At 63.6% G+C, this 21314-nt stretch carries 24 protein-coding genes and 1 tRNA gene; 17 read left to right on the top strand and 8 right to left on the bottom strand.

Annotation, left to right across the window (positions count from 1 at the left end):
- The 6 genes from CH293_RS06360 (at position 1) to CH293_RS06335 (ending at position 6838) form a co-directional block, all read left to right on the top strand.
- The gene (locus CH293_RS06360) at positions 1-1071 is read left to right on the top strand and encodes a zinc-binding dehydrogenase (RefSeq protein WP_255122714.1); all 1071 of its coding nucleotides are present in this window, start codon (positions 1-3) and stop codon (positions 1069-1071) included.
- On the top strand, positions 1068-2273 hold the full coding sequence (gene manD, locus CH293_RS06355) for a D-mannonate dehydratase ManD (RefSeq protein WP_019663802.1): 1206 nt from the start codon (positions 1068-1070) through the stop codon (positions 2271-2273). The genes CH293_RS06360 and manD overlap by 4 nt, the downstream gene beginning before the upstream one ends.
- Positions 2274-2281: 8 nt before the next feature.
- On the top strand, positions 2282-3220 hold the full coding sequence (locus tag CH293_RS06350) for a PfkB family carbohydrate kinase (protein WP_094719685.1): 939 nt from the start codon (positions 2282-2284) through the stop codon (positions 3218-3220).
- On the top strand, positions 3217-4662 hold the full coding sequence (locus tag CH293_RS06345; RefSeq protein ID WP_094719684.1) for a mannitol dehydrogenase family protein: 1446 nt from the start codon (positions 3217-3219) through the stop codon (positions 4660-4662). Before CH293_RS06350 ends, CH293_RS06345 begins: the two co-directional genes overlap by 4 nt.
- The gene (eda, locus tag CH293_RS06340; RefSeq protein ID WP_094719683.1) at positions 4649-5278 is read left to right on the top strand and encodes a bifunctional 4-hydroxy-2-oxoglutarate aldolase/2-dehydro-3-deoxy-phosphogluconate aldolase; all 630 of its coding nucleotides are present in this window, start codon (positions 4649-4651) and stop codon (positions 5276-5278) included. The genes CH293_RS06345 and eda overlap by 14 nt, the downstream gene beginning before the upstream one ends.
- A gap of 162 nt (positions 5279-5440) precedes the next feature.
- On the top strand, positions 5441-6838 hold the full coding sequence (locus CH293_RS06335) for an MFS transporter (protein ID WP_037107076.1): 1398 nt from the start codon (positions 5441-5443) through the stop codon (positions 6836-6838).
- Positions 6839-6972: 134 nt separating this feature from the next.
- Here the strand turns inward: CH293_RS06335 and CH293_RS06330 are convergent, their stop codons facing one another.
- Together CH293_RS06330 and CH293_RS06325 are read right to left on the bottom strand one after the other, a co-directional pair.
- Positions 6973-7626: a hypothetical protein gene (locus CH293_RS06330; RefSeq protein ID WP_094719682.1), complete on the bottom strand. Its 654-nt coding sequence runs from the start codon at positions 7624-7626 to the stop codon at positions 6973-6975.
- A gap of 33 nt (positions 7627-7659) precedes the next feature.
- Positions 7660-8187: a hypothetical protein gene (locus CH293_RS06325; RefSeq protein WP_037107071.1), complete on the bottom strand. Its 528-nt coding sequence runs from the start codon at positions 8185-8187 to the stop codon at positions 7660-7662.
- A gap of 136 nt (positions 8188-8323) precedes the next feature.
- Here CH293_RS06325 and CH293_RS06320 point away from each other — a divergent pair, with 136 nt between their 5' ends.
- Positions 8324-9133 (top strand): alpha/beta fold hydrolase, encoded by an 810-nt coding sequence (locus CH293_RS06320; protein WP_094719681.1) that lies wholly within the window; start codon positions 8324-8326, stop codon positions 9131-9133.
- Positions 9134-9222: 89 nt separating this feature from the next.
- The gene (locus tag CH293_RS06315) at positions 9223-9477 is read left to right on the top strand and encodes an MbtH family protein (protein ID WP_019663793.1); all 255 of its coding nucleotides are present in this window, start codon (positions 9223-9225) and stop codon (positions 9475-9477) included.
- Here CH293_RS06315 and CH293_RS06310 read toward each other — a convergent pair.
- Positions 9474-10955: a threonine/serine exporter ThrE family protein gene (locus tag CH293_RS06310; RefSeq protein WP_019663792.1), complete on the bottom strand. Its 1482-nt coding sequence runs from the start codon at positions 10953-10955 to the stop codon at positions 9474-9476. The genes CH293_RS06315 and CH293_RS06310 overlap by 4 nt on opposite strands.
- An 88-nt stretch (positions 10956-11043) precedes the next feature.
- Between CH293_RS06310 and CH293_RS06305 the strand changes: the two genes are divergently transcribed.
- Positions 11044-11118 (top strand) — tRNA-Thr (locus CH293_RS06305).
- 164 nt (positions 11119-11282) lie between these two features.
- On the opposite strand, the gene CH293_RS06300 is transcribed toward CH293_RS06305, so the two are convergent.
- Positions 11283-12497, bottom strand: coding sequence for a site-specific integrase (locus tag CH293_RS06300; protein ID WP_037107067.1), 1215 nt, complete (start codon positions 12495-12497; stop codon positions 11283-11285).
- Complete coding sequence (locus CH293_RS06295) at positions 12490-13122, bottom strand: helix-turn-helix transcriptional regulator (RefSeq protein ID WP_037107065.1); 633 nt, start codon at positions 13120-13122, stop codon at positions 12490-12492. The genes CH293_RS06300 and CH293_RS06295 overlap by 8 nt, the downstream gene beginning before the upstream one ends.
- Positions 13123-13261: 139 nt before the next feature.
- Between CH293_RS06295 and CH293_RS06290 the strand changes: the two genes are divergently transcribed.
- The 8 genes from CH293_RS06290 to CH293_RS06250 all read left to right on the top strand — a co-directional run bounded on the left by CH293_RS06290 (position 13262) and on the right by CH293_RS06250 (position 19397).
- Positions 13262-13459: an AlpA family transcriptional regulator gene (locus CH293_RS06290; protein WP_008709982.1), complete on the top strand. Its 198-nt coding sequence runs from the start codon at positions 13262-13264 to the stop codon at positions 13457-13459.
- Positions 13460-14590: 1131 nt separating this feature from the next.
- On the top strand, positions 14591-15379 hold the full coding sequence (locus CH293_RS06285) for a ParA family protein (protein ID WP_037107062.1): 789 nt from the start codon (positions 14591-14593) through the stop codon (positions 15377-15379).
- A complete protein-coding gene (locus CH293_RS06280; RefSeq protein ID WP_037107059.1) occupies positions 15379-15729 on the top strand; it encodes a hypothetical protein in 351 nt (116 codons plus the stop codon). The genes CH293_RS06285 and CH293_RS06280 overlap by 1 nt, the downstream gene beginning before the upstream one ends.
- Positions 15726-16601, top strand: a complete 876-nt coding sequence (locus tag CH293_RS06275; RefSeq protein ID WP_052059186.1) for a DUF2637 domain-containing protein — start codon at positions 15726-15728, stop codon at positions 16599-16601. Before CH293_RS06280 ends, CH293_RS06275 begins: the two co-directional genes overlap by 4 nt.
- 439 nt (positions 16602-17040) lie before the next feature.
- Positions 17041-17607, top strand: coding sequence for a hypothetical protein (locus tag CH293_RS06270; protein WP_094650936.1), 567 nt, complete (start codon positions 17041-17043; stop codon positions 17605-17607).
- Positions 17608-17783: 176 nt separating this feature from the next.
- A complete protein-coding gene (locus CH293_RS06265; RefSeq protein WP_037107053.1) occupies positions 17784-18089 on the top strand; it encodes a hypothetical protein in 306 nt (101 codons plus the stop codon).
- A gap of 109 nt (positions 18090-18198) precedes the next feature.
- Positions 18199-18732 carry a DnaB-like helicase N-terminal domain-containing protein gene (locus CH293_RS06260; protein WP_037107051.1) on the top strand — a complete coding sequence of 178 codons (534 nt, stop codon included), beginning with the start codon at positions 18199-18201 and terminating at the stop codon, positions 18730-18732.
- A 329-nt stretch (positions 18733-19061) separates the two neighbouring features.
- Positions 19062-19397: a hypothetical protein gene (locus tag CH293_RS06250; protein ID WP_037107045.1), complete on the top strand. Its 336-nt coding sequence runs from the start codon at positions 19062-19064 to the stop codon at positions 19395-19397.
- Between the two features lie 206 nt (positions 19398-19603).
- Here the strand turns inward: CH293_RS06250 and CH293_RS06245 are convergent, their stop codons facing one another.
- From CH293_RS06245 to CH293_RS06235, 3 genes are all read right to left on the bottom strand, one after another.
- Entirely contained in the window at positions 19604-19861 is a 258-nt protein-coding gene (locus CH293_RS06245) for a DUF4229 domain-containing protein (protein WP_052057734.1), read from the bottom strand.
- Positions 19862-19977: 116 nt separating this feature from the next.
- Positions 19978-20940, bottom strand: a complete 963-nt coding sequence (locus CH293_RS06240; protein ID WP_037107043.1) for a cytochrome c oxidase assembly protein — start codon at positions 20938-20940, stop codon at positions 19978-19980.
- Positions 20941-20950: 10 nt separating this feature from the next.
- Positions 20951-21314, bottom strand: a 364-nt coding sequence (locus CH293_RS06235) for a copper resistance protein CopC (RefSeq protein ID WP_141217144.1), incomplete at its 5' end; no start/stop codon positions are given.

Below are 21314 nucleotides of genomic sequence, written 5' to 3'. Positions count from 1 at the left end.
ATGAACTGCGAGGCACCGATGAACACCCAGGGCCGAGATCGTGCTGCGATCCTGCACGCACGCCGCGATCTGAGAATCGAGGACGTCGACCGCGCCGAGGTCGGCCCAGGTCAGGTGCGCGTCGAGATCGCCGGTGTCAGTCTGTGCGGATCCGACCTCCACTACTACGCCGACGGCAAGAACGGCACCAACGTCCTCACCCGACCCACGGTGCTCGGGCACGAAGGCTTCGGCCGCATCGTCGAGGTCGGAGACGGGGTCCCGTCTCATCGCCTCGGTCAGCGCGTCGCGATCGAGCCTGCCGTGCCGGGACCGCACGCCCAGCACGCACTGCGTGGCCGTTACAACGTCGATCCCAGCGTCGTCTGCTTCGGCTCCCCGCCGAACAACGGGTTGCTCCGCGGGTCGGTCGTGATGCCCGACGCCTTCGCTCACACACTCCCGGACACCGTCACCGACGACGTCGCGGCACTGATCGAACCGTTGGCCGTGGCCGCGTGGGCGGCAGCCCGGGCCGGATCGGTGCTGGGCAAGACCGTCGTGATCACCGGCGCAGGGCCTATCGGGCTCCTGGTGCTGCAGACCGTGATTGCGCTCGGCGCCCAGCACGTCACGGTCACCGACGTCTCGCAGGCGCGCTTGGACGTCGCGCTCCGGCTCGGCGCCGACGTCGCGCTGCTCTCCGGAGAAACGTCGTTGGACACAGGTTTCGCCGACGTCGCCTTCGACTGTTCCGGCCACCCCGCCGCGATCGCCGACGCCGCCAGATCCCTCGGCCCAGCCGGGGTTCTCGCCCTGGTCGGCGTTCCAGGACGCGGCGACGCCGAATTCCCGATCGGCCTGGTGCAACGGTGGGAGCTCGACATCCGGGGTTGCTTCCGCTACGGACCCGACGCGTTCGCCCACGCGATTTCCCTTGCCGCTCAGGGCCGCGTGAACCTGAACGTTCTGGTCACGTCCAGATTCCCGCTCGAAGAGTCGGCCGCTGCGCTCGACGCTGCACTGTCCGACCCCACTCAACTCAAGATCGTCATCGACACCGCTTCACAGAACTCCGAGGACAACCGATGAAGATCATCGACGCAACCGTCATCGTCACTGCGCCCGGGCGCAACTACGTCACGCTGAAGATCACCACCGACGAGGGCATCGTCGGATGGGGTGACGCCACCCTCAACGGCCGGGAACTCGCCGTGGCGTCGTACCTGCGTGATCATCTGTGCCCCTTGCTGATCGGTCGCGATGCTCAACGCATCGAGGACACCTGGCAATACCTGTACAAGGGTGCGTACTGGCGACGCGGACCGGTGACGATGACGGCCATCGCGGCGGTCGACGTCGCGCTGTGGGACATCAAGGGCAAGGCCGCCGACATGCCGGTCTATCAGCTCCTCGGCGGCGCCGCACGCGACGGCGTCATGGTCTACGGCCACGCCAGCGGAACCAGCGTCGACGAGATGCTCGACGACGTCGCACGGCATCTCGACGAGGGGTACAAGGCCGTCCGTGCGCAGTCGGCGATACCCGGTCTGGACAAGACCTACGGCATCCCGAAGAACGGCTTCTACGAGCCGGCGTCCGACGCTGCGCCGCAGGAGGATTCGTGGGACACCGCGCCGTACCTGAAGTTCGCCCCGGAGATGCTCGGTGCCGTCCGTGAGCGTCACGGTTTCGGGTTCCACCTGCTGCACGACGTCCATCACCGCCTGACGCCCATCGAAGCGGGTCGTCTCGGCCGCGACCTCGAGGACATGCGGATGTTCTGGATCGAGGATCCGACGCCTGCCGAGGATCAGAGCGCCTTCGCCACGATCCGTCAGCACACCACCACTCCGATCGCCGTCGGCGAGATCTTCAATTCCATCTGGGACTGCCAGGACCTCATCACCAACCGGTGGATCGACTACATCCGCACCTCGGTGTCGCACGCAGGCGGAATCACGCACCTGCGTCGCATCTTCTCGCTCGCCGATCTGTACGGCGTCAAGTCCGGTTCGCATGGCGCAGGCGATCTTTCACCGGTGTCACTCGCCGCGGCCCTGCATGTAGACCTGTCCATTCCGAACTTCGGCGTCCAGGAGTACATGGGCCACGTCGACCCGACGTCCGACGTCTTCCAGACCGACTACACGTTCGAGAACGGCTTCATGCATCCCGGCAACAAGCCGGGCATCGGCGTCGACGTCGACGAGGCCGCCGCCGCGAAGTATCCGTACAACCCCCGCTATCTTCCCGTCAACCGCCGCCTCGACGGCAGCATGCACGATTGGTGAGACGAACAATGAACAGCAACACAGCTTTCGACGTCGTCCTCCTCGGCGAGCCACTGGTCGAGATATCGACGACGCAGCCGTTCGCGCACGGTACGTCCAGTGTTCTGGGTGTCTCCGGCGACGTGGTGAACGCAGGCGCAGCAGCGGCGGCAGCGGGCGCGTCCGTCGCACTGGTCGCCCGGGTATCCAACGACGAACTGGGCGACGCGGTGTGTGCACGGATCCGGTCCCTCGGCATCGACGACACCTTCGTCAGTCGTGTCGATGGTCAGCAGGGCGCGTATTTCCTGCACATCGATCCGTTGGGGCAGCGTCAATTCTCCTACGCGCGCACCGGTTCGGTGGGGTCGGGGCTCGACGTCTCCGACGTACCGGCCGACGTCCTCGCCGCGGCAGGAGCGGTGCTGGGAAGCGGAATAACGGCGGCACTGTCCGATTCCGCACGTCGCGCACTGGCGTTCGCCGCGAAGAACGCGTCGACGTTCGTCTACGACCCCAACTTCCGGCCCCGGCTCACCACCGCCGCCGAGTCCGTGAACTTCCTCCGCGAGATCGCGCCGCACTGCTCCGTCGTCGTGCCGTCGGCTCCCGGTGAGATCGACGACCTTCTGGGCATCACCGACCCGCAGGCCGCAGCCGCCAGGTTGATGGAGTGGGGCGCGAACGCTGTTGCCGTGACGCAAGGATCCGAGGGCATCATCGTGGTGACCGGCGACGACGTCCGATTTCAGCCGTCCATTCCGGCACCGGCCGTCGTCGATCAGACCGGGGCAGGTGACGTGTTCGCCGGCACCCTGACAGCGCGGATAGCTTTGGGAGACAGCCTGCTCGACGCCACGGCGCTCGCTGCGAGCGCGGCGTCGCTCAGTGTCGGAGGGCGAGGCGGAACCGGCCTGATCGCGTCACTCGACGAGGTCCGCGCGCACCGCGATCGGCTCGCCGTATGAGCAGGCTCTCGTCGGCGACGGCTCCCGACGTCCCGAGGCCGGTGACGCGTGGAATCGTCCATCTCGGGCTCGGTGCGTTCCACCGTGCCCATCAGGCTGCGTTCACCCATGAGGCAGCTCTGCTCACCGGCGATTCGTCGTGGGGCATCACCGGGGTGACGCAGCGAAGTGCTGCCGTCGCCGAGCAGCTGCGCCCTCAGGACGGGCTGTTCACGCTGGTGGAGAAGGGGCCGGGTATCGACCGCGCTTCCGTCGTCGGGTCGATCACCGAGGTGATCAGCGCCGTTCACGACGCGGATGCCGTCGTCGACGCCATTGCCGACCCGCGCGTGCGGATCGTCTCCCTGACGGTGACGGAGAAGGGGTATCGGCTCGACCCGGCCACCGGACGGCTCCGATCCGGCGACCCGGAGATCGTGGCCGACCTGACCGGCCGTTCTCCCGCAACTGTAGTGGGTCAGCTGGTCGCCGGGCTTGCCCTGCGAGCGAAGATCGATGCTGCCGTGACGGTGCTGAGCTGCGACAACCTACCGCACAACGGGGTTCTTCTCGCAGGGATCGTCCGTGATTACGTTGCGCAGAGGGATGATTCGACTGCGCTGCAGGGCTGGATCGACTCCGCTGTCGCATTCCCGAACTCGATGGTGGACCGCATCGTTCCAGCCACGACCGACGAAGACAGGCGTCGGCTCGAGGACGAGACGGGCCTACGCGACGATGCCGTCGTCGTGTGCGAGCCGTTCCGGCAGTGGGTGATCGAGGACAGCTTCGCCGCCGAGCGGCCCGCGTGGGATCTCGTCGGAGTGCAGTTCGTGACCGACGTCGAGCCGTGGGAGACGATGAAGCTCCGCGTGCTCAACGCGTCGCACTCGCTCCTCGCGTACCTCGGGGTGCGGTCGGGCCACTCGACCATCGCCGACGCCGTGGCGGACCCGGTCCTGAAATCGTTGGCGCACAGGATGATCGTGACCGACGTCGCTCCGACGTTGCATCCGGACATGAACTCGGACGCGTACGCGAACGAGGTGCTCACGCGCTTCGCCAACCCGACGTTGCCGCACACCACCCGTCAGGTCGCGATGGACGGCTCCCAGAAACTCGGTCCGAGGTTACTGGGCACCGTGCGCGACGCCCAGGAACGTGGATCGTCGACGACCTGGCTCGCGGTGGCGGTGGCGTCCTGGGTCGCGTACGTGATCGACGAGGTACGCGCCGGACGCGCCCTCGACGACCCGATGGCGGACGTGCTGTCCCGGGCCGCCTCACAGGACGACGCGGTAGCGGCGCTACTGAGCGTCGAGCAGATCTTCGGTGCCGACCTCGGGCCGGAATCCCCGTTCAATCGCCGGGTCGCGTCAGCCGCCGAACTCCTCGTCGGCTCTGCCTCAGTCACCACCGAATTCGTAGCGAACATCGAAAGAGAACTGCATGAACACACGTGAGGTCATGGGCATCAGCCCGGTCATTCCCGTCGTCGTCGTCGACGATGCGTCCGACGCAGTTCCGTTGGCGCGTGCCCTGCACGAGGGTGGCGTCGACGTGATCGAGTTGACGTTGCGCTCCGAGGCGGCGCTCGCGGCGATCGAAGCGATCGCGACCGAGGTGCCCGAGATCGTCATCGGCGCCGGGACGGTGCTCACGCGTCGGGATGCGGAGAAATCGATCGACGCCGGGGCGCGGTTCCTGGTGTCACCGGGCGCTCCGACGGACCTGCTGGACGCTGCGCACGGGTGGTCGATCCCGTGGCTGCCGGGGGTGTCCACGGCAACCGAGGCCATGAACGTCTCGAACGCGGGTCACACCGAACTGAAGTTCTTCCCGGCGTCGACCTCCGGGGGTGCAGCCGCTCTCGGTGCCCTCTCCGGGCCGCTTCCGCATCTGACGTTCTGCCCGACGGGCGGAATCTCGTCGAGCAACGCTACCGACTACCTCCGGTTGCCGAACGTCGCGTGTGTCGGCGGAAGTTGGTTGACGCCTCGAAAGCTTTTGCAGGCCAAGGAGTGGGCTGCAGTGAGTGAATTGGCGCGTGCGGCGGCAGGTCTGCGCAGCTCGGTCTGACTGCACTGTTGACTCATTGGTATAACAGTGCTTGTATATCAGTGTGGCACGGGCCACTCACCATCTCTTGCAGGTCGTAGGTCTCAGTAGGGGCGTAGGTGCAACGGATTCCGTTGACACCGCGATGGACGACCGGACAGCCTTGAACAAACGGAGCACAAGATGTCTCACGACACGAACGAAGCGCCGAGCCCAGCCGTGGCCGACGAGAAGCCGAAGCGGTCGACCCGCGACCTGACCAAGGCCGCGGTGTCCGGTTGGCTGGGAACGGCAATGGAGTTCATGGACTTCCAACTGTACTCGCTGGCCGCGGCCATCGTCTTCAACCGGGTCTTCTTCCCCGACGTCAGCCCGGCGATCGGCCTGATCGCAGCCATGGCCACCTACGGCGTCGGTTACGTCGCCCGCCTCGTCGGTGCCATCTACTTCGGCCGGATGGGCGACCGAATCGGTCGTAAGAAGGTCCTCTTCATCACGATTGCGATGATGGGAGCGTCCACGACGCTGATCGGCGCATTGCCGACGTACCAGACCATCGGCATCCTCGCGCCGATCCTGCTCGTCGCACTACGCCTGATCCAGGGATTCGGCGCCGGAGCGGAAATCGCGGGCGCCACGGTCATGCTCGTGGAGTACGCGCCGGACAAGCGTCGCGGTCTCATCGGTTCGTTGGTCTCGCTGGGCACCAACTCGGGAACGCTTGCAGCGTCGGGAATCTGGGCGATCCTGCTCGTCGTCCTGACCGACGACCAATTGGTCAGCTGGGGCTGGCGTATCCCGTTCCTCGCGAGCTTCTTCCTGATGCTCTTCGCAGTGTGGTTGCGCTCCAACCTCAAGGAAAGCCCGGTGTTCGAGGAACGCGCCGACGTGGTCGACGGTGTCGCCCTCTCGCGTGCGGAGATCGAGCAGGTCGACGCGGAAACCAAGGAAAGCGTTCTCGAGTCCGGACTGCGTCAGCGCAAGGGTCGTGCGTTCTTCGTCGCCCTCGGGCTTCGCTTCGGGCAGGCCGGCAACTCGGGTCTGATCCAGACGTTCCTGGTGGGCTACATCGCGTCGACTCTGCTGTTGGAGAAGTCCATCGCCACCACGGCAATCGTTTACGGTTCGCTGCTCGGATTCATCACCATTCCGGTCATCGGCATCTTGGGTGACAAGTTCGGTCGCCGCCCGATGTACATGATTCTCAGCGCCGCGACGATGGTGTTGGCCTTCCCGTTGATCTACCTGGTGACCAGCGGTAACAACGCAACCCTGATCATCTCGGTCGTTCTCGCACTCAACATCGGTGTGCTCGGCCTGTTCTCGCTCGAGAGCGTCACGATGGCCGAACTGTTCGGTGCCAGAACGCGATTCACCCAGCTGGCCCTCGCCAAGGAGATCGGCGGCATCCTGGCCACGGCCATCGGCCCGCTGATGGCGGCAACGCTGACGGCAGTGACCGGAAGCTGGTGGCCGATCGCCGCAATGCTGGTGGTCTACTCGGCAATCACTCTGGTGTCCGCGTACCTCGCGCCCGAAACCCGCGGACGCGACCTGGTCCGGCTCGACGACGCCATCTAGCGCCGGCCCGAGCGGCCGTCGATCGGCACAACAGAGGACCCCGAGCGCGCGGCAGATGTCCGCCATGCGCACGGGGTCCTCTGGACGTGAGAACGTCGAGCCGGCCGAGCGAGCGATTTATCGAGCCCGTGTGATCAGTCCGATTCCTTCTCCGCGAGGAACAGCTTCTCGATCCGCGCTGCCTCTTCCTTCTTGTCCTCGGCCTCTTCCTGACGCTCCGCCGCGTCGGCGAGCTCGGACTCCGCAGGCGCTGACGCTGCCTTCTCGACCTTGTCGATCTGTTCCTTCTGCTTGCGCTCCGCATCCTCGGCGGCCTTCACCCGCGCCGCCGCTGCGTCGTCGGCCTGCTTCTTGCGGGCCGCAGCCTTTCGGTCGGCCTCTTCTTCGGCCTCGGCCTTGCGCTGCTCGGCTTCTGCCCGTGCGTTCTCGGCCGCCTCGCGTGCAGATTTCGCTGCGGCGTCACGTTCCTGCTCGGCAGTTCGACGAGCCGTTTCGAGCTTGGTCTTCGCCTCGTTCTCTGCGGCGTCGGCCTGCGCATCGAGCTTTTTCGCGAGACCGATGTGGTCCGCGTGGTCGACCTTGTCCTGCCCTCGTGATTGAACGTCGGCGTCGCCGAGGATCTTTCCGACCTTGTGATCGAGGGTCCCCACGGCCCGTTCGTACGCGAGCCGTGCAGGGGCTTCGGTGGACCACGTCTGCACTACGTTGCTCTCGAACAGGTCGAGCGGGATGCGAACTATCCGGTACTGGAAGCGCAGTATCGAGCGCGGTATGTCGAGCACACTCATTGTCGGTTCTCCTGATGCTTGGTGTCGGCTGGTCTACGCATTGCGTCGAATGCGATCGGCGGCGTCTCGGGCTGCGTCTGCGGCGGCGGCTTCCTGCCGGTACTTGGCGACGGCTTCCAACTCGTCCTGGTCGGCGTCCGCAACCTCCGACCGGGCGTCGGCTGCGGCTTCGATCTGCTCGGCCCGAGCGTCGACCTCCGCGTCGGCGCTTTCCGCGGCCACCGCGCGGTCCTTGTCCTTCTCCGCAGCGATTCTCTGAGCCTGCTGAGCGCGACGAGCCTCGTCCTCGGACTCCTGAGCACTGGCCTCGACGGAATCGCGCTGGGCGTCCGCACTGTTCTTGACCTCGGCCAGACCCTCGCCGGCCTCGGCTGCCTGTGATTCCGCGGCCAGTTCCGTGGCCTTGGCTTCCTTCTTCTCGCGGGCCTGCGCGGCCTGGAGCTGCCCCTCGGTGGTCAGCGAGTCATTGCCCGTCACGGCGCCGGCGACCTCCTTGGCCTTGCCTTTGACGGCGTCGAGCAGGCCTTTTCGTGCCTCGTGCGATGCACTGTCGTCGGTCATGGTGCCTCCTGTGCAGTCGTGTCGATAGGGCGGGAGAGAACTACCCGAACGCCACTGCTGGAAACCCGTCGTTCGACGCATGTCCGCGGTCGGCCGTAAACTCTGCGCGAGCACAAGGCAACAGACGAGGAGTTTCATGCCCACCGCGACGGTGAACGGGATAACGCTGAACTACCAGGTCAAGGGTTCCGGACCGCTGGTCGTGCTGATCATGGGCACCGGCAGCCCCGGTCGTGTGTGGGATCTGCATCAGGTTCCGGCGCTGGTCAAGTCGGGATACCGGGTGTGTTTCTTCGACAACCGCGGCATCGCGCCCTCGTTCGAATCCGTGCAGGGCATCACCATCGACGACCTGGTCGCGGACACCGCTGCACTGATCGAGCTGGTGCGCGACGGCGACGAGAAGGCGTTCGTCGTCGGTACGTCAATGGGCGCGCGGGTCGCCCAAGAGCTTGCTCTCCGACGTCCGGAGCTCCTACGCAAGGCTGTGTTCCTCGCCGGCCATGCTCGCCTCGACGAGTTCCAGCGCACTCTGGGCGAGGGTGAGGTCGCGTTGGCCGACGCCAAGACTCAGCTGCCACCCAAGTACGCCGCAGCCATCACGGCTGCGCTGAACCTCTCTCCGACCACGCTGGCGGATTCGAGGACGGCTCGGGACTGGCTGGATCTGCTGGAATTCTCCGTCGCACCCGTCACTCCCGGGGTACGCGCCCAGATCGGCATGGACGATTCCTTCGATCGCACCTCGGCGTACGGCAAGATCGATCTGCCCTGCCTGTCGGTCGGGTTCGAGCACGACCGGATGATTCCCGCGTTCCTCGGCGCCGAGCTCGCGAAAGCTATTCCCGACGCGCAGTACATCGAGATTCCCGATGTCGGTCACTACGGCTACCTGGAGCGTCCCGACGCCGTCAACGACGTCATTCTCGAGTTCTTGAAGAGCTGACTGCCCGCTGCGCTAGTGTGCGTTGCTAGGGTCAGGGGGCACTTCACCCATGAAGACTGCCTATTTACGTATGCGACGAGTGAGGCGAGATGAGTACCAATCCATTCGATGACGAAGACGGACGCTTCTTCGTGCTGGTGAACGACGAAGACCAGCACTCGCTGTGGCCGACCTTCTCCGATGTCCCGCAGGGATGGCGCGTCGTCTTCGGCGAGGACAGCCGCGCAGCGTGCCTGGAGTACGTGGAGAAGAACTGGACGGACATGCGCCCCCGCAGCCTGCGTGAGGCCATGGAGGCCGACGCTGCAGCACGTCAGTCCGCCGAGGGCACTCCCGAGGCCTAGGCCTTCTTCTTTTTCTTCAGCTCGACAGGACCGCGTCGCCGACGAACAGTCGGACGGCGCGGTTCTTCTTTGCGCCGAAGAGTCGGGCGAAGCAGCTCTTCGGTGCGCGCGAGGATGCGCGGACGGCGGAGAGTACGAGCGCCCCACTCGCCGAGCGTGACACCTGCGGCGATTCCGCAGCCGATGCCGAACGCGGCGAACAGCGAACTGATGCCGAGCAGCAGCTGGTCGTTGAGAATCGCGTACAGGCCTCGGTACAGGGCCAGACCGGGCAGCAGCGGCGTGATGCCCGCGACCGCGACGATCAGCGGTGGAATCAGCGCGCGACGTGCCATCAGGCCACCGGCGAAGCCGACGACCGTGGCAGCGAACGCCGAGGCGATGATCGGTCCCGTGTCGACCGTCTGCACCAGCAGCGACACCAGCGCCCCGGCGAAACCGCCGAGGAACGCAGCCGTCAGTGCACGCTTCTCCGCGTAGCAGGCGAGGGCGTAGAACAGCGCCGCCGCAGCACCGGCGAGCACCTTCGTCGGGACCTCGAGAATGTCCGGCGGGGCGGTATTGCTGATGAGCGGCAGATCGCTGCCGATGATCGCCGCCAGCTTCAACGACGTGGCGACGCCGGCAATGATGCCGCCCGTCATCATCAAGACCTCGAAGAACCTGGCCGACGCCGTGATCGGCGCCCCCGTGATGGCGTCCTGAACCGAGCCCACCAACGACAGCCCGGACAGCAGCACCGTCACACCGGCCGCGATGACGAGCGACGGCGACACCGTGACGCCCAGCTGATCCTGGAAGTTGAACAGCGTGATCGCCGGTGTCGCCGCGACGAAGCCGCCGACGACCTGCTGGAAGAAGAACGGAAGACCGACCCGGTTGAGGACGCGGCCGATTCGGTCGATCACCATCGTCGTCAGGAAGCTCACGACGGCCACCAGCACACCACCGCCGAGCAACACACCGATGGACGCGGCCATGCCCGCCCACGCGAACGTCGCCGTCCACCGGTTGTACGGGTGCGGGGCAGTGGTGATCGCGTCCAACGTGTCGAGTGCCTGCGACGGCGGAATCAGCTTCAACCGAATGCTGCGGATCAACCGGTCGACAGCCGCGAGCCGCGTGAAGTCCATCGAACGGTAATGAACGATGCGCATCGTCGTCGACGGCGGACGCGTCGGACCACGATGGGCGCTGATGGTGATGGAGTTGTACGTGACATCGACATCACAGCGCGCAAGACCATACGTGGCCGCGACATTCTGGACCTGGGTCGTCGTATCCATCGCAGCGGTGCCCGACGCCAACAGAACCTCACCCACCCGAACAGCCAGATCCAGAACCTCCGCCACCACCGCGTCGTCGGTGAGGTCGATCGGCTGCAGCGGTGACGGCGCTGCAGTGGGTGTATCGATAGTGGCGCGACGCTCGCCGGTCAGACGACTCAGCGAGGTCGTCAAGTCTTGCAGAAAGCTCATGTCCGTTTTCTGTAGCTGGGGTGATCCACCGACAAGGTACCTGTTTGGACTGTGCGTTCGATGAACGGATATGCTGTCCCCGCACAACGCCTCCTTAGCTCAGCGGTAGAGCACTCGCCTTGTAAGCGAGCGGTCAACGGTTCAATCCCGTTAGGAGGCTCCATTGAAAATTGGGTCTGAACTGGCCTTTTGTGCTACCTCTAATGAAATTCATCGCCAATTAGGCGAGCTCGGTGTCACAGAATGTCACAAGTGCTTCAAAACTCACCGGAACAGCGCCTGGTGAGACCGCCTGCTCCTATGTGGACGGTTGCGGACGAACGCCGGTCAACGCTCATCGTCGGATGGCTCGTCGCGACGCCGGACGAGTGACTGCAACGTATCGGCCGCGCCCAGTAGCGCATGGTTCTGAGAATGGACGTAGGTGCGCATTGTGAATGCGTTGTCCGAGTGCCCGAGCCATGCCGAGATCACGGCAATCGGCACACCTTGAAGGTGCAGCAGAGTCCCACACGTGTGGCGCGCGTCGTGGAGGCGGATGTCGGACACCTCGCTGTTGGTGCATAGCCTGCGCCAATAGTCGCTGACCGTATCGGGATGAAAAGGTCGCCCTACAGCGTCGGACACGACGTAGGTGCCTGGACCGACGTAGGTCGAACTCTTTCGTTCCGCACCCTGCAAGCGGTGTGCAGTTTCGAGTGCGGATTTGAGGGCCGGCGTGAGGGGCAGCGTGCGCTTGGACTTCTCTGTTTTCGGCGGGCCCTCTACGACGCGTCCATTGACCGAGACTCGCGTGTTGTTGATTGCCAGGCTGCCGGCGTCAAGATCGACATCGTTCCATCGAAGCCCGCACAGCTCACCGCGTCTGAGGCCGCTCAGAGCAAGTAACCAGGCGTGGCCGTTCCGGTCTGACGTCGATGCTTCCAGGAGGCGTTGCACTTCGTCCTCCGTGAATGTCTGCATCTCGACGTGCACACGGGGCGCGCGGTCGACGAGTGCGGCGACGTCTCGCACCAAACGCCCTTCTCGCATCAGCCCGGTGAGGACCGCGCTTACAAGGTTGAGCATCGGATTGATCGAAGTGGCCTTCCATGGACGTCGCAGTTGGCCATCGGGTTTGACCGAGCGGCCGGCCAGCAGATCGTTCACCAGAGCGTCCAAGTGACCTTTGGTCAACTTCTGCACCGCTAGCCCGCCGTGAGTATCGCGCAGCGGTTGAAGGGCATGGGTATACGCGGCTTTTGTGGACTCTCGTACGCGTCGTCCGGCAAGCCACTCAGCGCAAGCCTCCTCGACCGTGGTGGTCGAGGAGGGAACGAATGTCCCCTTCGAGACTTCCTCGAGCACCTTGGATAGGGCTGCGCGAGCATCCTTCTCCGTAAGAAATCGACGACGCAACTGCGTTCGCTTCGACGCCCGGGTGCCGGGGGCGTCGGCACCACCAGCGTCGACGGTCATTTGATACCGCAACTCGGTACTGCCTGTAGACCGATTGGTGACGTAGATCTTCTTGATCTGTGGCGGCAGTTGCTGCCTAGCCATCCTCTTCGTCCTGCGTGTTCATGCCCAGTTCGGTCATCCGTCTAAAGAGCTCTTCCGAACGCCGTCGAGCATCCTCGTACAGATATTGCATCGACTCGATGTGCTCAGCTGATTCATTCTTGGAAAGGCCGTTTCGGAGCTGCACCCGAGCACGCCGCATCGCCTTCAACGCATCAAGCCATTCACGAGTGATCCCAACGCGATCGTTCTTCGGGTCGAAGGTGTCACGTACCCACATTTCGAAAGGACCGTCGGATTCCTCCTCGGTCCACTCGGAGCTCGGCCGCATCAGCCCAGCCTCCCCGCTGAACCAGCGAAGGGCATCGTGAGACTCCTGCTGGAGCCCTGGGAGTACTTCGACTCTTCCCTTGGGGAGATCGGGATAGACCAGTTGTGCTGGTGAAACTCCCAGTGCCGCAGCCAAGATCAAGAGTTCCGAGACGTCCAAGCTCTTCTTACGTCCGGTTTCCAAGTCCGCGACTACAGAGCGCGAGATCCCCCACCCGAAGTCAACCGTCCTGTCGGCAAGCTTTGCTGCGGACAGAGCGGAGTGGTCTTTACCCCGGAGTCGGCGCACTTCCGAGGCGACCCGGGCAACGATCGATTCCGCCCACGACTGCGTCATGGTTACGCAGTCTAGCGGAGAATGTCTCCCCGTTGTGGGCTGGCTACGTACTTGCTACTCTGTGGTGGAACCACGTGGACTGACCAGAAATGTCCCGCAGAATGTGGCTCTACTACACAATTCAGTGGAGGTGCTGAAGATGCCCAGACGGTTGTTGTCTGTCCCGGAGGCTATGGCTTGCACGGGACTTGGACGTTCCAACTTCTTCAACAAGATCGCGTCCGGAGAAATCCGGAGCGTGAAGGTCGGCAAGCGCCGGCTGATCCCGGATACGGCCATCGATGAGTACATCGAAGGTCTCGAGGCACAATCCGACGCCAGCTCAGGCGTCGCGTGAGGCCGAGAGCCAATTGTCCCTCAGGAAACTGAAACGCCCCCGGAGGATCTCAGTGTTACCAGCACCGAGGCCGAGGGCGTCGAAACCACATCCCGTGAGGAAGGAGTTCCGCCACCGAGCATAGAGCGTCTTGATAAGTCATTCAAGACATTTCGCCGAGTTGCCGTTCTCCGCCCTCGATTTACGTCAGGGGCCGAGCGGGCGGTGACGCATGTTTTGACCCGCGACAGCGCGGTCGAGTTCTTCTGCTCGCGCCGCACAGGCCTTGTCTACGGAACTTCCTAGCGAGGCCTGATGTGCCGCAGCAGCGTCGTTTTCTGGCAGAGCCCGACGTAACACCAGCCTGCAGCCGGCCTGTGCACCCTTTGTAAATCCTCGGAAACCGGCCCCGAGGCACCACCAGCTCGACTGATCATCGAACCGGTGGCGATACCGATTAGCCGCGCGCCCACCGAGGCGCGGGGCTATCGGGCGTGGAGCGGACAACGTGGGTGCGGAAATTGGCTCAGGGGCCATGGGGGGTCCGGAGGGAACGAACGAAGTCCCTTGTCTTTCATACGTCACCACTATGGAGGTACCAGTTGAGCTCTCGACCCATCTGCAATGCAGACATGACCAAGTTGTCCGGCATGACGAACCGTCATTCAGGCCTCGATCTTTCAGTCCACGCCGCTCGCTTACTCATATCCGTTGTGCACGTCGATTCCGTGAAGATCCAAACAGAGCAACATATTTGGCTACTTCAGCTCAAGCGCGGCAGTTCGCCGGTGCAGGCCGCTCCCGCTAGCGGTGCGGCGGCGTTCCGCAAAACTGACGTACCTGAATTACCCGCAAAGAGTGCCTCAGATGACTCGCTGGCGACGGGCGTCATACATCCCGCAGTGGCCATACCTCCAATGCCTGCAAAGGTAGAGAGTCAAGCTCGGGATGTGTTGGTGGTAAATGCTTCTCATGCCACTATGGCGCGTCCTTCGCCTATGGCACGCGACTCACGCATCGCGCCCCTCACCTGTAATTCACCCGACACTTTTACAGGGTGCGACTCATCCCTCGGTTCCAAGGCGTGCATGACGTCCCATACCCGCAATACCGCCAGTTCGTCCCATTCATCCATGGAAAGTGAGACCCACCATGCCCGCTGACATCTTTGCGTTCTGCAACCAGAAGGGCGGCGTGGGTAAGACCACCACCGTCTTTCACCTCGCCTACGCCGTTGCCCAAGCGGGGAAGCGAGCACTCGTTATCGACGTGGATCCGCAAGGCAACGCCAGCACAGTCCTGACCAGGACCGAGCTAGAGAGCGACGATGTCGGTGTTGCCGACGTACTCGCCGAGTCGTCGAACGCGACCATCGCCGATGCTGTTGTCCCCACCATCTGGCCTGGCGTAGACCTGGTACCCACGTCGCCGGGAAACGAGTCCCTGGCCTATGTCCGCGATCAATTGGTCGTCGCCGGTGCCGGCCGAGAACGGCGGCTTCGCGACGCAATCGACGTCGTGCGAGGCGTCTACGACGTGGTCCTGATCGATTGCCCACCTAGCCTCGATCTGCTGACCATCAACGCCCTTGTGGCAGCGCGCGCAGCCGTCGTCGTGACTCAGTCCGCGCTGTTCTCAGCGAATGGACTCGCGCGGCTACTGCGCACCATCGACGCAGTCAAGCGCAGCTACAACCCGGACCTCGACATGCTCGGGGCGATCGTCAACCTTCACGAGATCGCGACAATCAGCGGTCGAGAACAACTGATCGAGATCGCCGCGAGCATCAACGTTCTCGGCGATGCCGTACCCAAACGTGTTGTCATCAAGGACTCGATGGAGGCCCAAACCAGCCTGATCGACTGGGGGACAACACAATCTCGCAGCCTGTCGACGATCTACCGCGGCACACTTTCGCTGCTCACGAGGGGACACCTGTGATGGGCCGCCCCGAACGTATGAAGAGCGCACTCGCCGGGTCGAGCCCGGTCGACCCGCCGGAGCACACGCAGCACGCACCCGACACCGTTTCGGCGGCCGAGACCGGTGCGCAACCGTCACCGGACAACGCAAAACAGAAGCGTTCGTACTACCTCTACCAGTCCACCGTCGACGATCTTCTCAACGCAGCCGAAGCACTGTCCGCAACACCCGGCGCGCCGCGGGGCCCGTCGGATCTCGTCAATGCGGCGATCGAAGAGTATTTGGAGTTGTTGCGCAACAGATTCAACGACGGTGCGCCCTTCCCGCAACGAACCGGCCCTCTCGCACGAGGACCGAGAATCCGATGAGCCGATCATATTCAGCGGCAATCCCGTTGACAACGAAGCCGTCGGATGTCGTTGCGCTGCATCCAGCGATTTTGCAGTGGGCCCTGGCAACAGCCATTGCGTTGACAGTTGGCATCGCCGGGGCGTCCTTCTGGCTCAGTTTCGCTGTGTTGCGGGATCTCGCGGTGAGGGCTGGGATAGGTCCCGGCGAAGCGTGGGTGATTCCAGTCGTGTTGGACGGGGCGATCGTCTCGACAACCGTGACAGCCATAGCGCTGTCCAACCACACGGACAACCGCACGATCAAGGGCCGTCGCTTCGTCGTCACGATCTTGCGTGTTGCCGCATCGGCGTCGATTGCGGGTAACTCGTACCACGCAGTGTTGAGTGCGACCTTGCTTCCGGCCGTCGTCTCGGCGGGTATTGCCACCATCGCACCTATTGCGCTCCTTGCGATGACCGAAGTGCTGGCCGTCATACTTCGTGCGCCTCGCGGAGCCGTCAGAGTGGAATTCGCTCCAAGTGCTGCCACAGCGGAGCGGGACTGGACAGACACCGACTTCAGCCACGAAGGCCCCAGCCCAAGCCGGGATCACTCAGAGGGCGAAGACGGCACGTGGGGAGAACACGTCGACACGGCGGACTCGCCTCGACTGCAAGTAGACGACCTCACACCGGAAGTTGCGGAAACAGCGCGGCTCCGACACGCACACCGCGAATGGTCGTGGGCACGAATCGGTAAAGAAACGGACGGCTCCGTTGCATCGACCGCGATGCGCCGATATCGGAAGTGGGAAGAAGTCACCGCGGGGATCCGCGAGGGCCACCCGGATGGGCAAGCCGAATTCGATGACACGCCAGCCAGCGAGCGTGACCGCATGTCCGCAGAATAGAAGGGCTGCCGCGATATCGAGCTTTGTTGCTCTCCGTCGCTCCCGCGCAGTCGCCCCAGGCTGTCGATGGCTGGGAGGTGGTCGCCTCGGGTGGCTCAGTCTGCGTCGAAACGTGTGCTGCCCCGGGACCACCTCCGGCGGTCTCCGGATAGAGCTCCGCTGCGCTTCGCACTGCGAAAGAACAATTTCCTTCGCACATCTGGCTCCGGTCGAGCATGCAACACCCTGACCCGTCTTACCTAATCCTGACTCCGCCTTGCTCCGGCCCGATGGGCTCCGAAAACTTTTCAAAGCGCCTGCGGCTGAAAACTTTCCGGATCAGGGCCAGGACGCCGGTCCAGTGCGCCGCCTTCTCTTCTTCGAGCCAGATGACGGCAAAAGAAATTGGCAGAGCGAAAGGGCCGGGGGAGCCGGTCCCGCAACAGAAAGAGAGCCCGACATGCCGCAGAGTACTTCCAGCACAGGACGACGGACCACCGCCGCACACAACGCCCGAACCACCGGAATTGTCACCCACACAACCGTCCTGGTCACAGGACCCCAACAGGCCACTATCACCGCCACCTCCGCAGCAACCGACGAAGCGCAGATGATCGTCGCACTAGGTCACGTCATGATGACCTTCCGCAGCGCCGAAACAGTATCCGCAGTCATCACCGGATTTGCCACCGTCCGGGCCGCACTTGCCGGAGCCGATGGACAAGCCCCCCACCCCGCCCAACCAGGCGCAGAATTCGGGGCCGCTGCGATCTCCGTCCTGTGGCTCGACAGCCCCGAACACACAGCAGTGCCGCACCACCGCTACAGCTCCGAACAACGTCGCACCATCCACTGGGTAGACCTGCACATGGGACCTGTCACGTGGCGCATCACCGACCGCATCGGGTACGACACCCTGATGGCCGAACTCCGACGCGTTCACCGTGCTGCCGTCGGAGTATTTCTCGACGGCAGCCGCTACCGTCGCGACCCCGCCAAACTCCTCGATGTCTTCGACGACGTCTAGTACCACACGTTCGGCCCCAACCCCGGGGCCGAACGTCGTTTATCCACAGGCTGACTCGACACCACAGTTATCCACACCCTCGCCTGATCTGCCTCCGCAGCGAACGCTTTGTTACGGACCTCGTGTGACGCTCGATTAGAAGCAGCTGGCCGGCACGAGCGACAAGGAACCAAACGATGATCACCTGGACCGTCACCACACACCCCGAGGACAACCCCGAAATTCTTACCGCAACCGGAGCAGAACCCAATCTCCAAGGTGCGAAACGCGCCGCCGCCGATGCCGTCCGTATCGCCCTCCTCGACGCACGCGAGCACGCATCGTCCGACAACGGAACGCCGCCGTCCTACCTCGTCACACTCGACGGCACCTGTGCCCTCATCATCGGACTCGGAAGCTGCAGGCCCGAGAACTACAACGCCGTCCTCGACAGCCTCGAGCAGTTCGACGGCACCGCACCACCGAACCTTCTCTACATCTGACCCACACCTCCGCAATGACGACCAACGCGGCATAACCAAGCACAGCGCCACCGGAGTACCGAATCCAGTTCTCCCGCAACAGACCCGCAAAGAGAAACGAGGCGAACAGATGACCCCGTTGAGAGCAGTCGAACCCACCGACGACGATCACGCTGATCTGACGGACCATCCGGAGACGGCATCGGAAGCACTGGTCATCTGCGCACTGATGTGGTTGCAGGACACCGACGAGGCCGCCCGCATTGCAGCGTCATTGCAGGCCAACGATTTCCACGATCCCGTTTATCGCGAGCTGTATGGCATCGTGCAGGGGCTGATCATCGACAACCTCCCACACGACCCCGCGAGTGTTCTGGGCGTTCTTGTCCGGTCAGGTGCCAGTGGACACCGCGGTGCACGGCTGCGTCGAACACTGACCGACGTCACCGCAGCGAACGCATGCGGAGCATCGGCAACCGACTACGCCGGCATGGTCCTGTCGGAAAGTTACCGACGCAGCTTCTTCGAGGCAGGGATCAGAATTCAGCAGATCGCCGAGGAAGCGCCGGAAGAATTCCTCTTCGACCAGCTCGTCGAAATCGGAAGGGCGCAACGTGAAGCGACAAACCGCCTGAACGCCTTCCGCAGCGGTAGCACACTGTGACGGCGCGGGAAGAGACAGAGCCGGGCCGTGAGCGGCGTCGAGCTGCCCTCGCTTCTGTCCGGTTGGCCGCCGCAGACGTCGCGCATCTAGATACGGACGAAGTCGAAAACCTCGCTGCCGGGCGTGAGATAGATGAAGCCCTGGCCGCCGGCAACACACTGAACGAAGTTGCGCGGTCCATCTGTTACACCGAGGCAGTCGCCTCAGACCTTCTAAGCAAGTTCCAAGAGTTCCGCGACAGTCTCGCGGCGCGCAACCAAATTCCCCTGTTCTGAGCAACTTTCCACGCACACCTCGCATTGCCGCTATGACTCGAAGAGGCCGAAGCCATGAATTTCATCCGCATCGACACCGACCGAGGGACCCTCTACGGGCCATCCTTCGCCGAGACGCTGACACACTTCTTCGGACAGAACCAGCACGTCGAGTGGGAATTCCACCAGCTCACCGCCGGATACTCTGATGGGCGGTGCACCGTGTCGACCGCGATCCGAGTGCATCACCGCGGACAGTGGATCGTCGCTGCTCGATCCTTCGGCTCCCGCACCGTCGACGCGATCCCCGACTGCGTAGTTCGCGGCGAATCGAATTTCGCCGCCGCACCGTTCGACGCACCTGCGTTACCTCGCTGGGTGTACGAGTGGGCGTATGACCTGCTGGTCTAATTCACGGTATAGGTCGACTGGTACAGATCGAAAGCGAAGAACTTCTCGAGTTCGTAGATGCAGAAATGCCGGGGTGCGACCAATAGTTTTCAGCGCGCGACGATCCCAAGAGGGTCACCCCGCAGAAGCGACTTCCCATTGTGAATGAGTCAGCGAACATCGCACCGAACGACGACCGGGTTTGTGTCGAAAGTTCGCACGCGGCTTCACGGTCTCTTGGTACGGGGTGGTCGTGTCGCTGGTCCTCGTCTTGTGGTGCGCTTCCGATCCACTGCATCGATGTCTTCGTTGATGGTTCGGCGAAGTTTCCTGAGGGTCAGTGCCGACAGCGGCAGGCTTGCTGCGAGTGCGATGAGAAGAACCAACACGAAGGGGATGTCGAGACTGGTCAGCGCGTCGACGGCCAAAAGCACTCCTGCGGCCACGCACACGAGGAGCAGGCGCACGACGTTGTAAGCCAGCACATGTAGGGCAAGCCGTCCTCGAGCAGTTGAGGGTGTGCGGATCAGTGGCATCTGCTGTCCTGTCGTGCGTCGTGGCTCATCGTGCTTTCCATTCAGGCCGCTAAGAGTGTCTGGCGTCATCGTCCGGTGCGGGACCGGGTTTCGGTGCCGATCTGTTTGAGGAAGTCGTTGTAAGCGTTCAGTTCGCTGTATCCGTCCTCTTCGGCTTGGCGATCCGCGACGGCCGATTCCTCTTTTTCGTCCCGGTTCCATTGAATGCAGAAGATGAGCACGACCAGTAGGGCGACCGGTTCGCCGTAGGACCACGCCAACGCTCCGGCGAGCTTTTGATCGGATACCGGATCGATGCCCCATTCCGGGGATGGGAAGGCGAAGGTCGCCAGCATTGGGGTGCTCGACATCATCAAGATGACACCGAAGAACACGTGCAGCGGCATCTCGACGAACAGGTCGAACAACCGGCCCAGATTGCTCTGCCGAACGGGGAGGGGGCCGACGGCGAGCACAGGGATGATGAACAGCAGCCCGCTGGCGAAGAAGAAGATCTCCATCGATACGTGCCCGATGACTTTGATGGCGAGAACATCGAAGATCGACGACAGATACAGCCCGTAATAGCTGAAAAGGAACAACGGGATCGTCAGCCCGGGATGGAGAGCGATGCGTCCGGCGCGGCTACGCAACCCCGTCAGCGCCGCGATCAGTACCCACCTACCGGCTCCGTGATGCGCGGTGGCTCGCAGGAGAAGTCGTCCGGGCGAACCCACCACCAACAACGGTGGGATGGTCATCGACAACGTCAGATGCTGGAACATGAAGACGCTGAACAGGCTGTAGCCGTAGCGTTCGATCTGCAGTCCGGTCACCAGGACCAGCGCCGCGCAACCGAGCAGAAAACTCGCACTCCGCCACCGCGACCATGCGATACCTCGACCGCGGACCCGGTAGAGCCCCCAGCAGTACAGCCCGGCCATGACGACACCGGCGATCGGCAGGATCGGTAGGGGAGGAAGATCCCAGCTCAGCAACGCTGCCAGCGTCGGCGGCCCTTCCGGGGGAGCAACGGCAGCGATGATCATCGGCACCCTGTCATTGCTTGTTCTTGCCTCGGATCACCAGGGTCAGGGCGATGGCACCGAGACCGAGCACAGCCAGGCCCACGATCGAGAGCAGCATCATGGTGTTCTGTTTCGGTGGCCGGTCTTCGCTGGCGGACGGATTGTTGGGATCGTAGGGCTGCGTTGCCGTGGTAGCAGGAGTCGGCGAGGTCGAGGTCGCACCGCTCTGCGACTGCTGTGCAGCGGCGTCCTGAGGGGTGGCGGTCGCCGCAACGTCGACGGAGAAACCGTACGATCCGGTGATCGGGTGCCCGTCCGCGGAGGTGACACGGTAGCCGACGGTGTACTCCCCGTTGGGGAGTCCGTCCTCGAGCAGGACCGATACGTCGGGGCCC

The sequence above is a fragment of the Rhodococcus sp. 14-2470-1b genome, from assembly GCF_002259415.1.
Lineage (GTDB): Bacteria > Actinomycetota > Actinomycetes > Mycobacteriales > Mycobacteriaceae > Rhodococcoides.
Note: the sequence above shows the minus strand (reverse complement) of the source record. Positions and strands in the feature narration are given on the sequence as shown.

Bases quoted from the DNA above. Each gene is read 5' to 3' on its own strand.
- CH293_RS06360 (WP_255122714.1), top strand. From the start codon at position 1: ATGAACTGCGAGGCACCGATGAACACCCAGGGCCGAGATCGTGCTGCG.
- manD (WP_019663802.1), top strand. From the start codon at position 1,068: ATGAAGATCATCGACGCAACCGTCATCGTCACTGCGCCCGGGCGCAAC.
- CH293_RS06350 (WP_094719685.1), top strand. From the start codon at position 2,282: ATGAACAGCAACACAGCTTTCGACGTCGTCCTCCTCGGCGAGCCACTG.
- CH293_RS06345 (WP_094719684.1), top strand. From the start codon at position 3,217: ATGAGCAGGCTCTCGTCGGCGACGGCTCCCGACGTCCCGAGGCCGGTG.
- eda (WP_094719683.1), top strand. From the start codon at position 4,649: ATGAACACACGTGAGGTCATGGGCATCAGCCCGGTCATTCCCGTCGTC.
- CH293_RS06335 (WP_037107076.1), top strand. From the start codon at position 5,441: ATGTCTCACGACACGAACGAAGCGCCGAGCCCAGCCGTGGCCGACGAG.
- CH293_RS06330 (WP_094719682.1), bottom strand. From the start codon at position 7,626: ATGAGTGTGCTCGACATACCGCGCTCGATACTGCGCTTCCAGTACCGG.
- CH293_RS06325 (WP_037107071.1), bottom strand. From the start codon at position 8,187: ATGACCGACGACAGTGCATCGCACGAGGCACGAAAAGGCCTGCTCGAC.
- CH293_RS06320 (WP_094719681.1), top strand. From the start codon at position 8,324: ATGCCCACCGCGACGGTGAACGGGATAACGCTGAACTACCAGGTCAAG.
- CH293_RS06315 (WP_019663793.1), top strand. From the start codon at position 9,223: ATGAGTACCAATCCATTCGATGACGAAGACGGACGCTTCTTCGTGCTG.
- CH293_RS06310 (WP_019663792.1), bottom strand. From the start codon at position 10,955: ATGAGCTTTCTGCAAGACTTGACGACCTCGCTGAGTCGTCTGACCGGC.
- CH293_RS06300 (WP_037107067.1), bottom strand. From the start codon at position 12,497: ATGGCTAGGCAGCAACTGCCGCCACAGATCAAGAAGATCTACGTCACC.
- CH293_RS06295 (WP_037107065.1), bottom strand. From the start codon at position 13,122: ATGACGCAGTCGTGGGCGGAATCGATCGTTGCCCGGGTCGCCTCGGAA.
- CH293_RS06290 (WP_008709982.1), top strand. From the start codon at position 13,262: ATGCCCAGACGGTTGTTGTCTGTCCCGGAGGCTATGGCTTGCACGGGA.
- CH293_RS06285 (WP_037107062.1), top strand. From the start codon at position 14,591: ATGCCCGCTGACATCTTTGCGTTCTGCAACCAGAAGGGCGGCGTGGGT.
- CH293_RS06280 (WP_037107059.1), top strand. From the start codon at position 15,379: ATGGGCCGCCCCGAACGTATGAAGAGCGCACTCGCCGGGTCGAGCCCG.
- CH293_RS06275 (WP_052059186.1), top strand. From the start codon at position 15,726: ATGAGCCGATCATATTCAGCGGCAATCCCGTTGACAACGAAGCCGTCG.
- CH293_RS06270 (WP_094650936.1), top strand. From the start codon at position 17,041: ATGCCGCAGAGTACTTCCAGCACAGGACGACGGACCACCGCCGCACAC.
- CH293_RS06265 (WP_037107053.1), top strand. From the start codon at position 17,784: ATGATCACCTGGACCGTCACCACACACCCCGAGGACAACCCCGAAATT.
- CH293_RS06260 (WP_037107051.1), top strand. From the start codon at position 18,199: ATGACCCCGTTGAGAGCAGTCGAACCCACCGACGACGATCACGCTGAT.
- CH293_RS06250 (WP_037107045.1), top strand. From the start codon at position 19,062: ATGAATTTCATCCGCATCGACACCGACCGAGGGACCCTCTACGGGCCA.
- CH293_RS06240 (WP_037107043.1), bottom strand. From the start codon at position 20,940: ATGATCATCGCTGCCGTTGCTCCCCCGGAAGGGCCGCCGACGCTGGCA.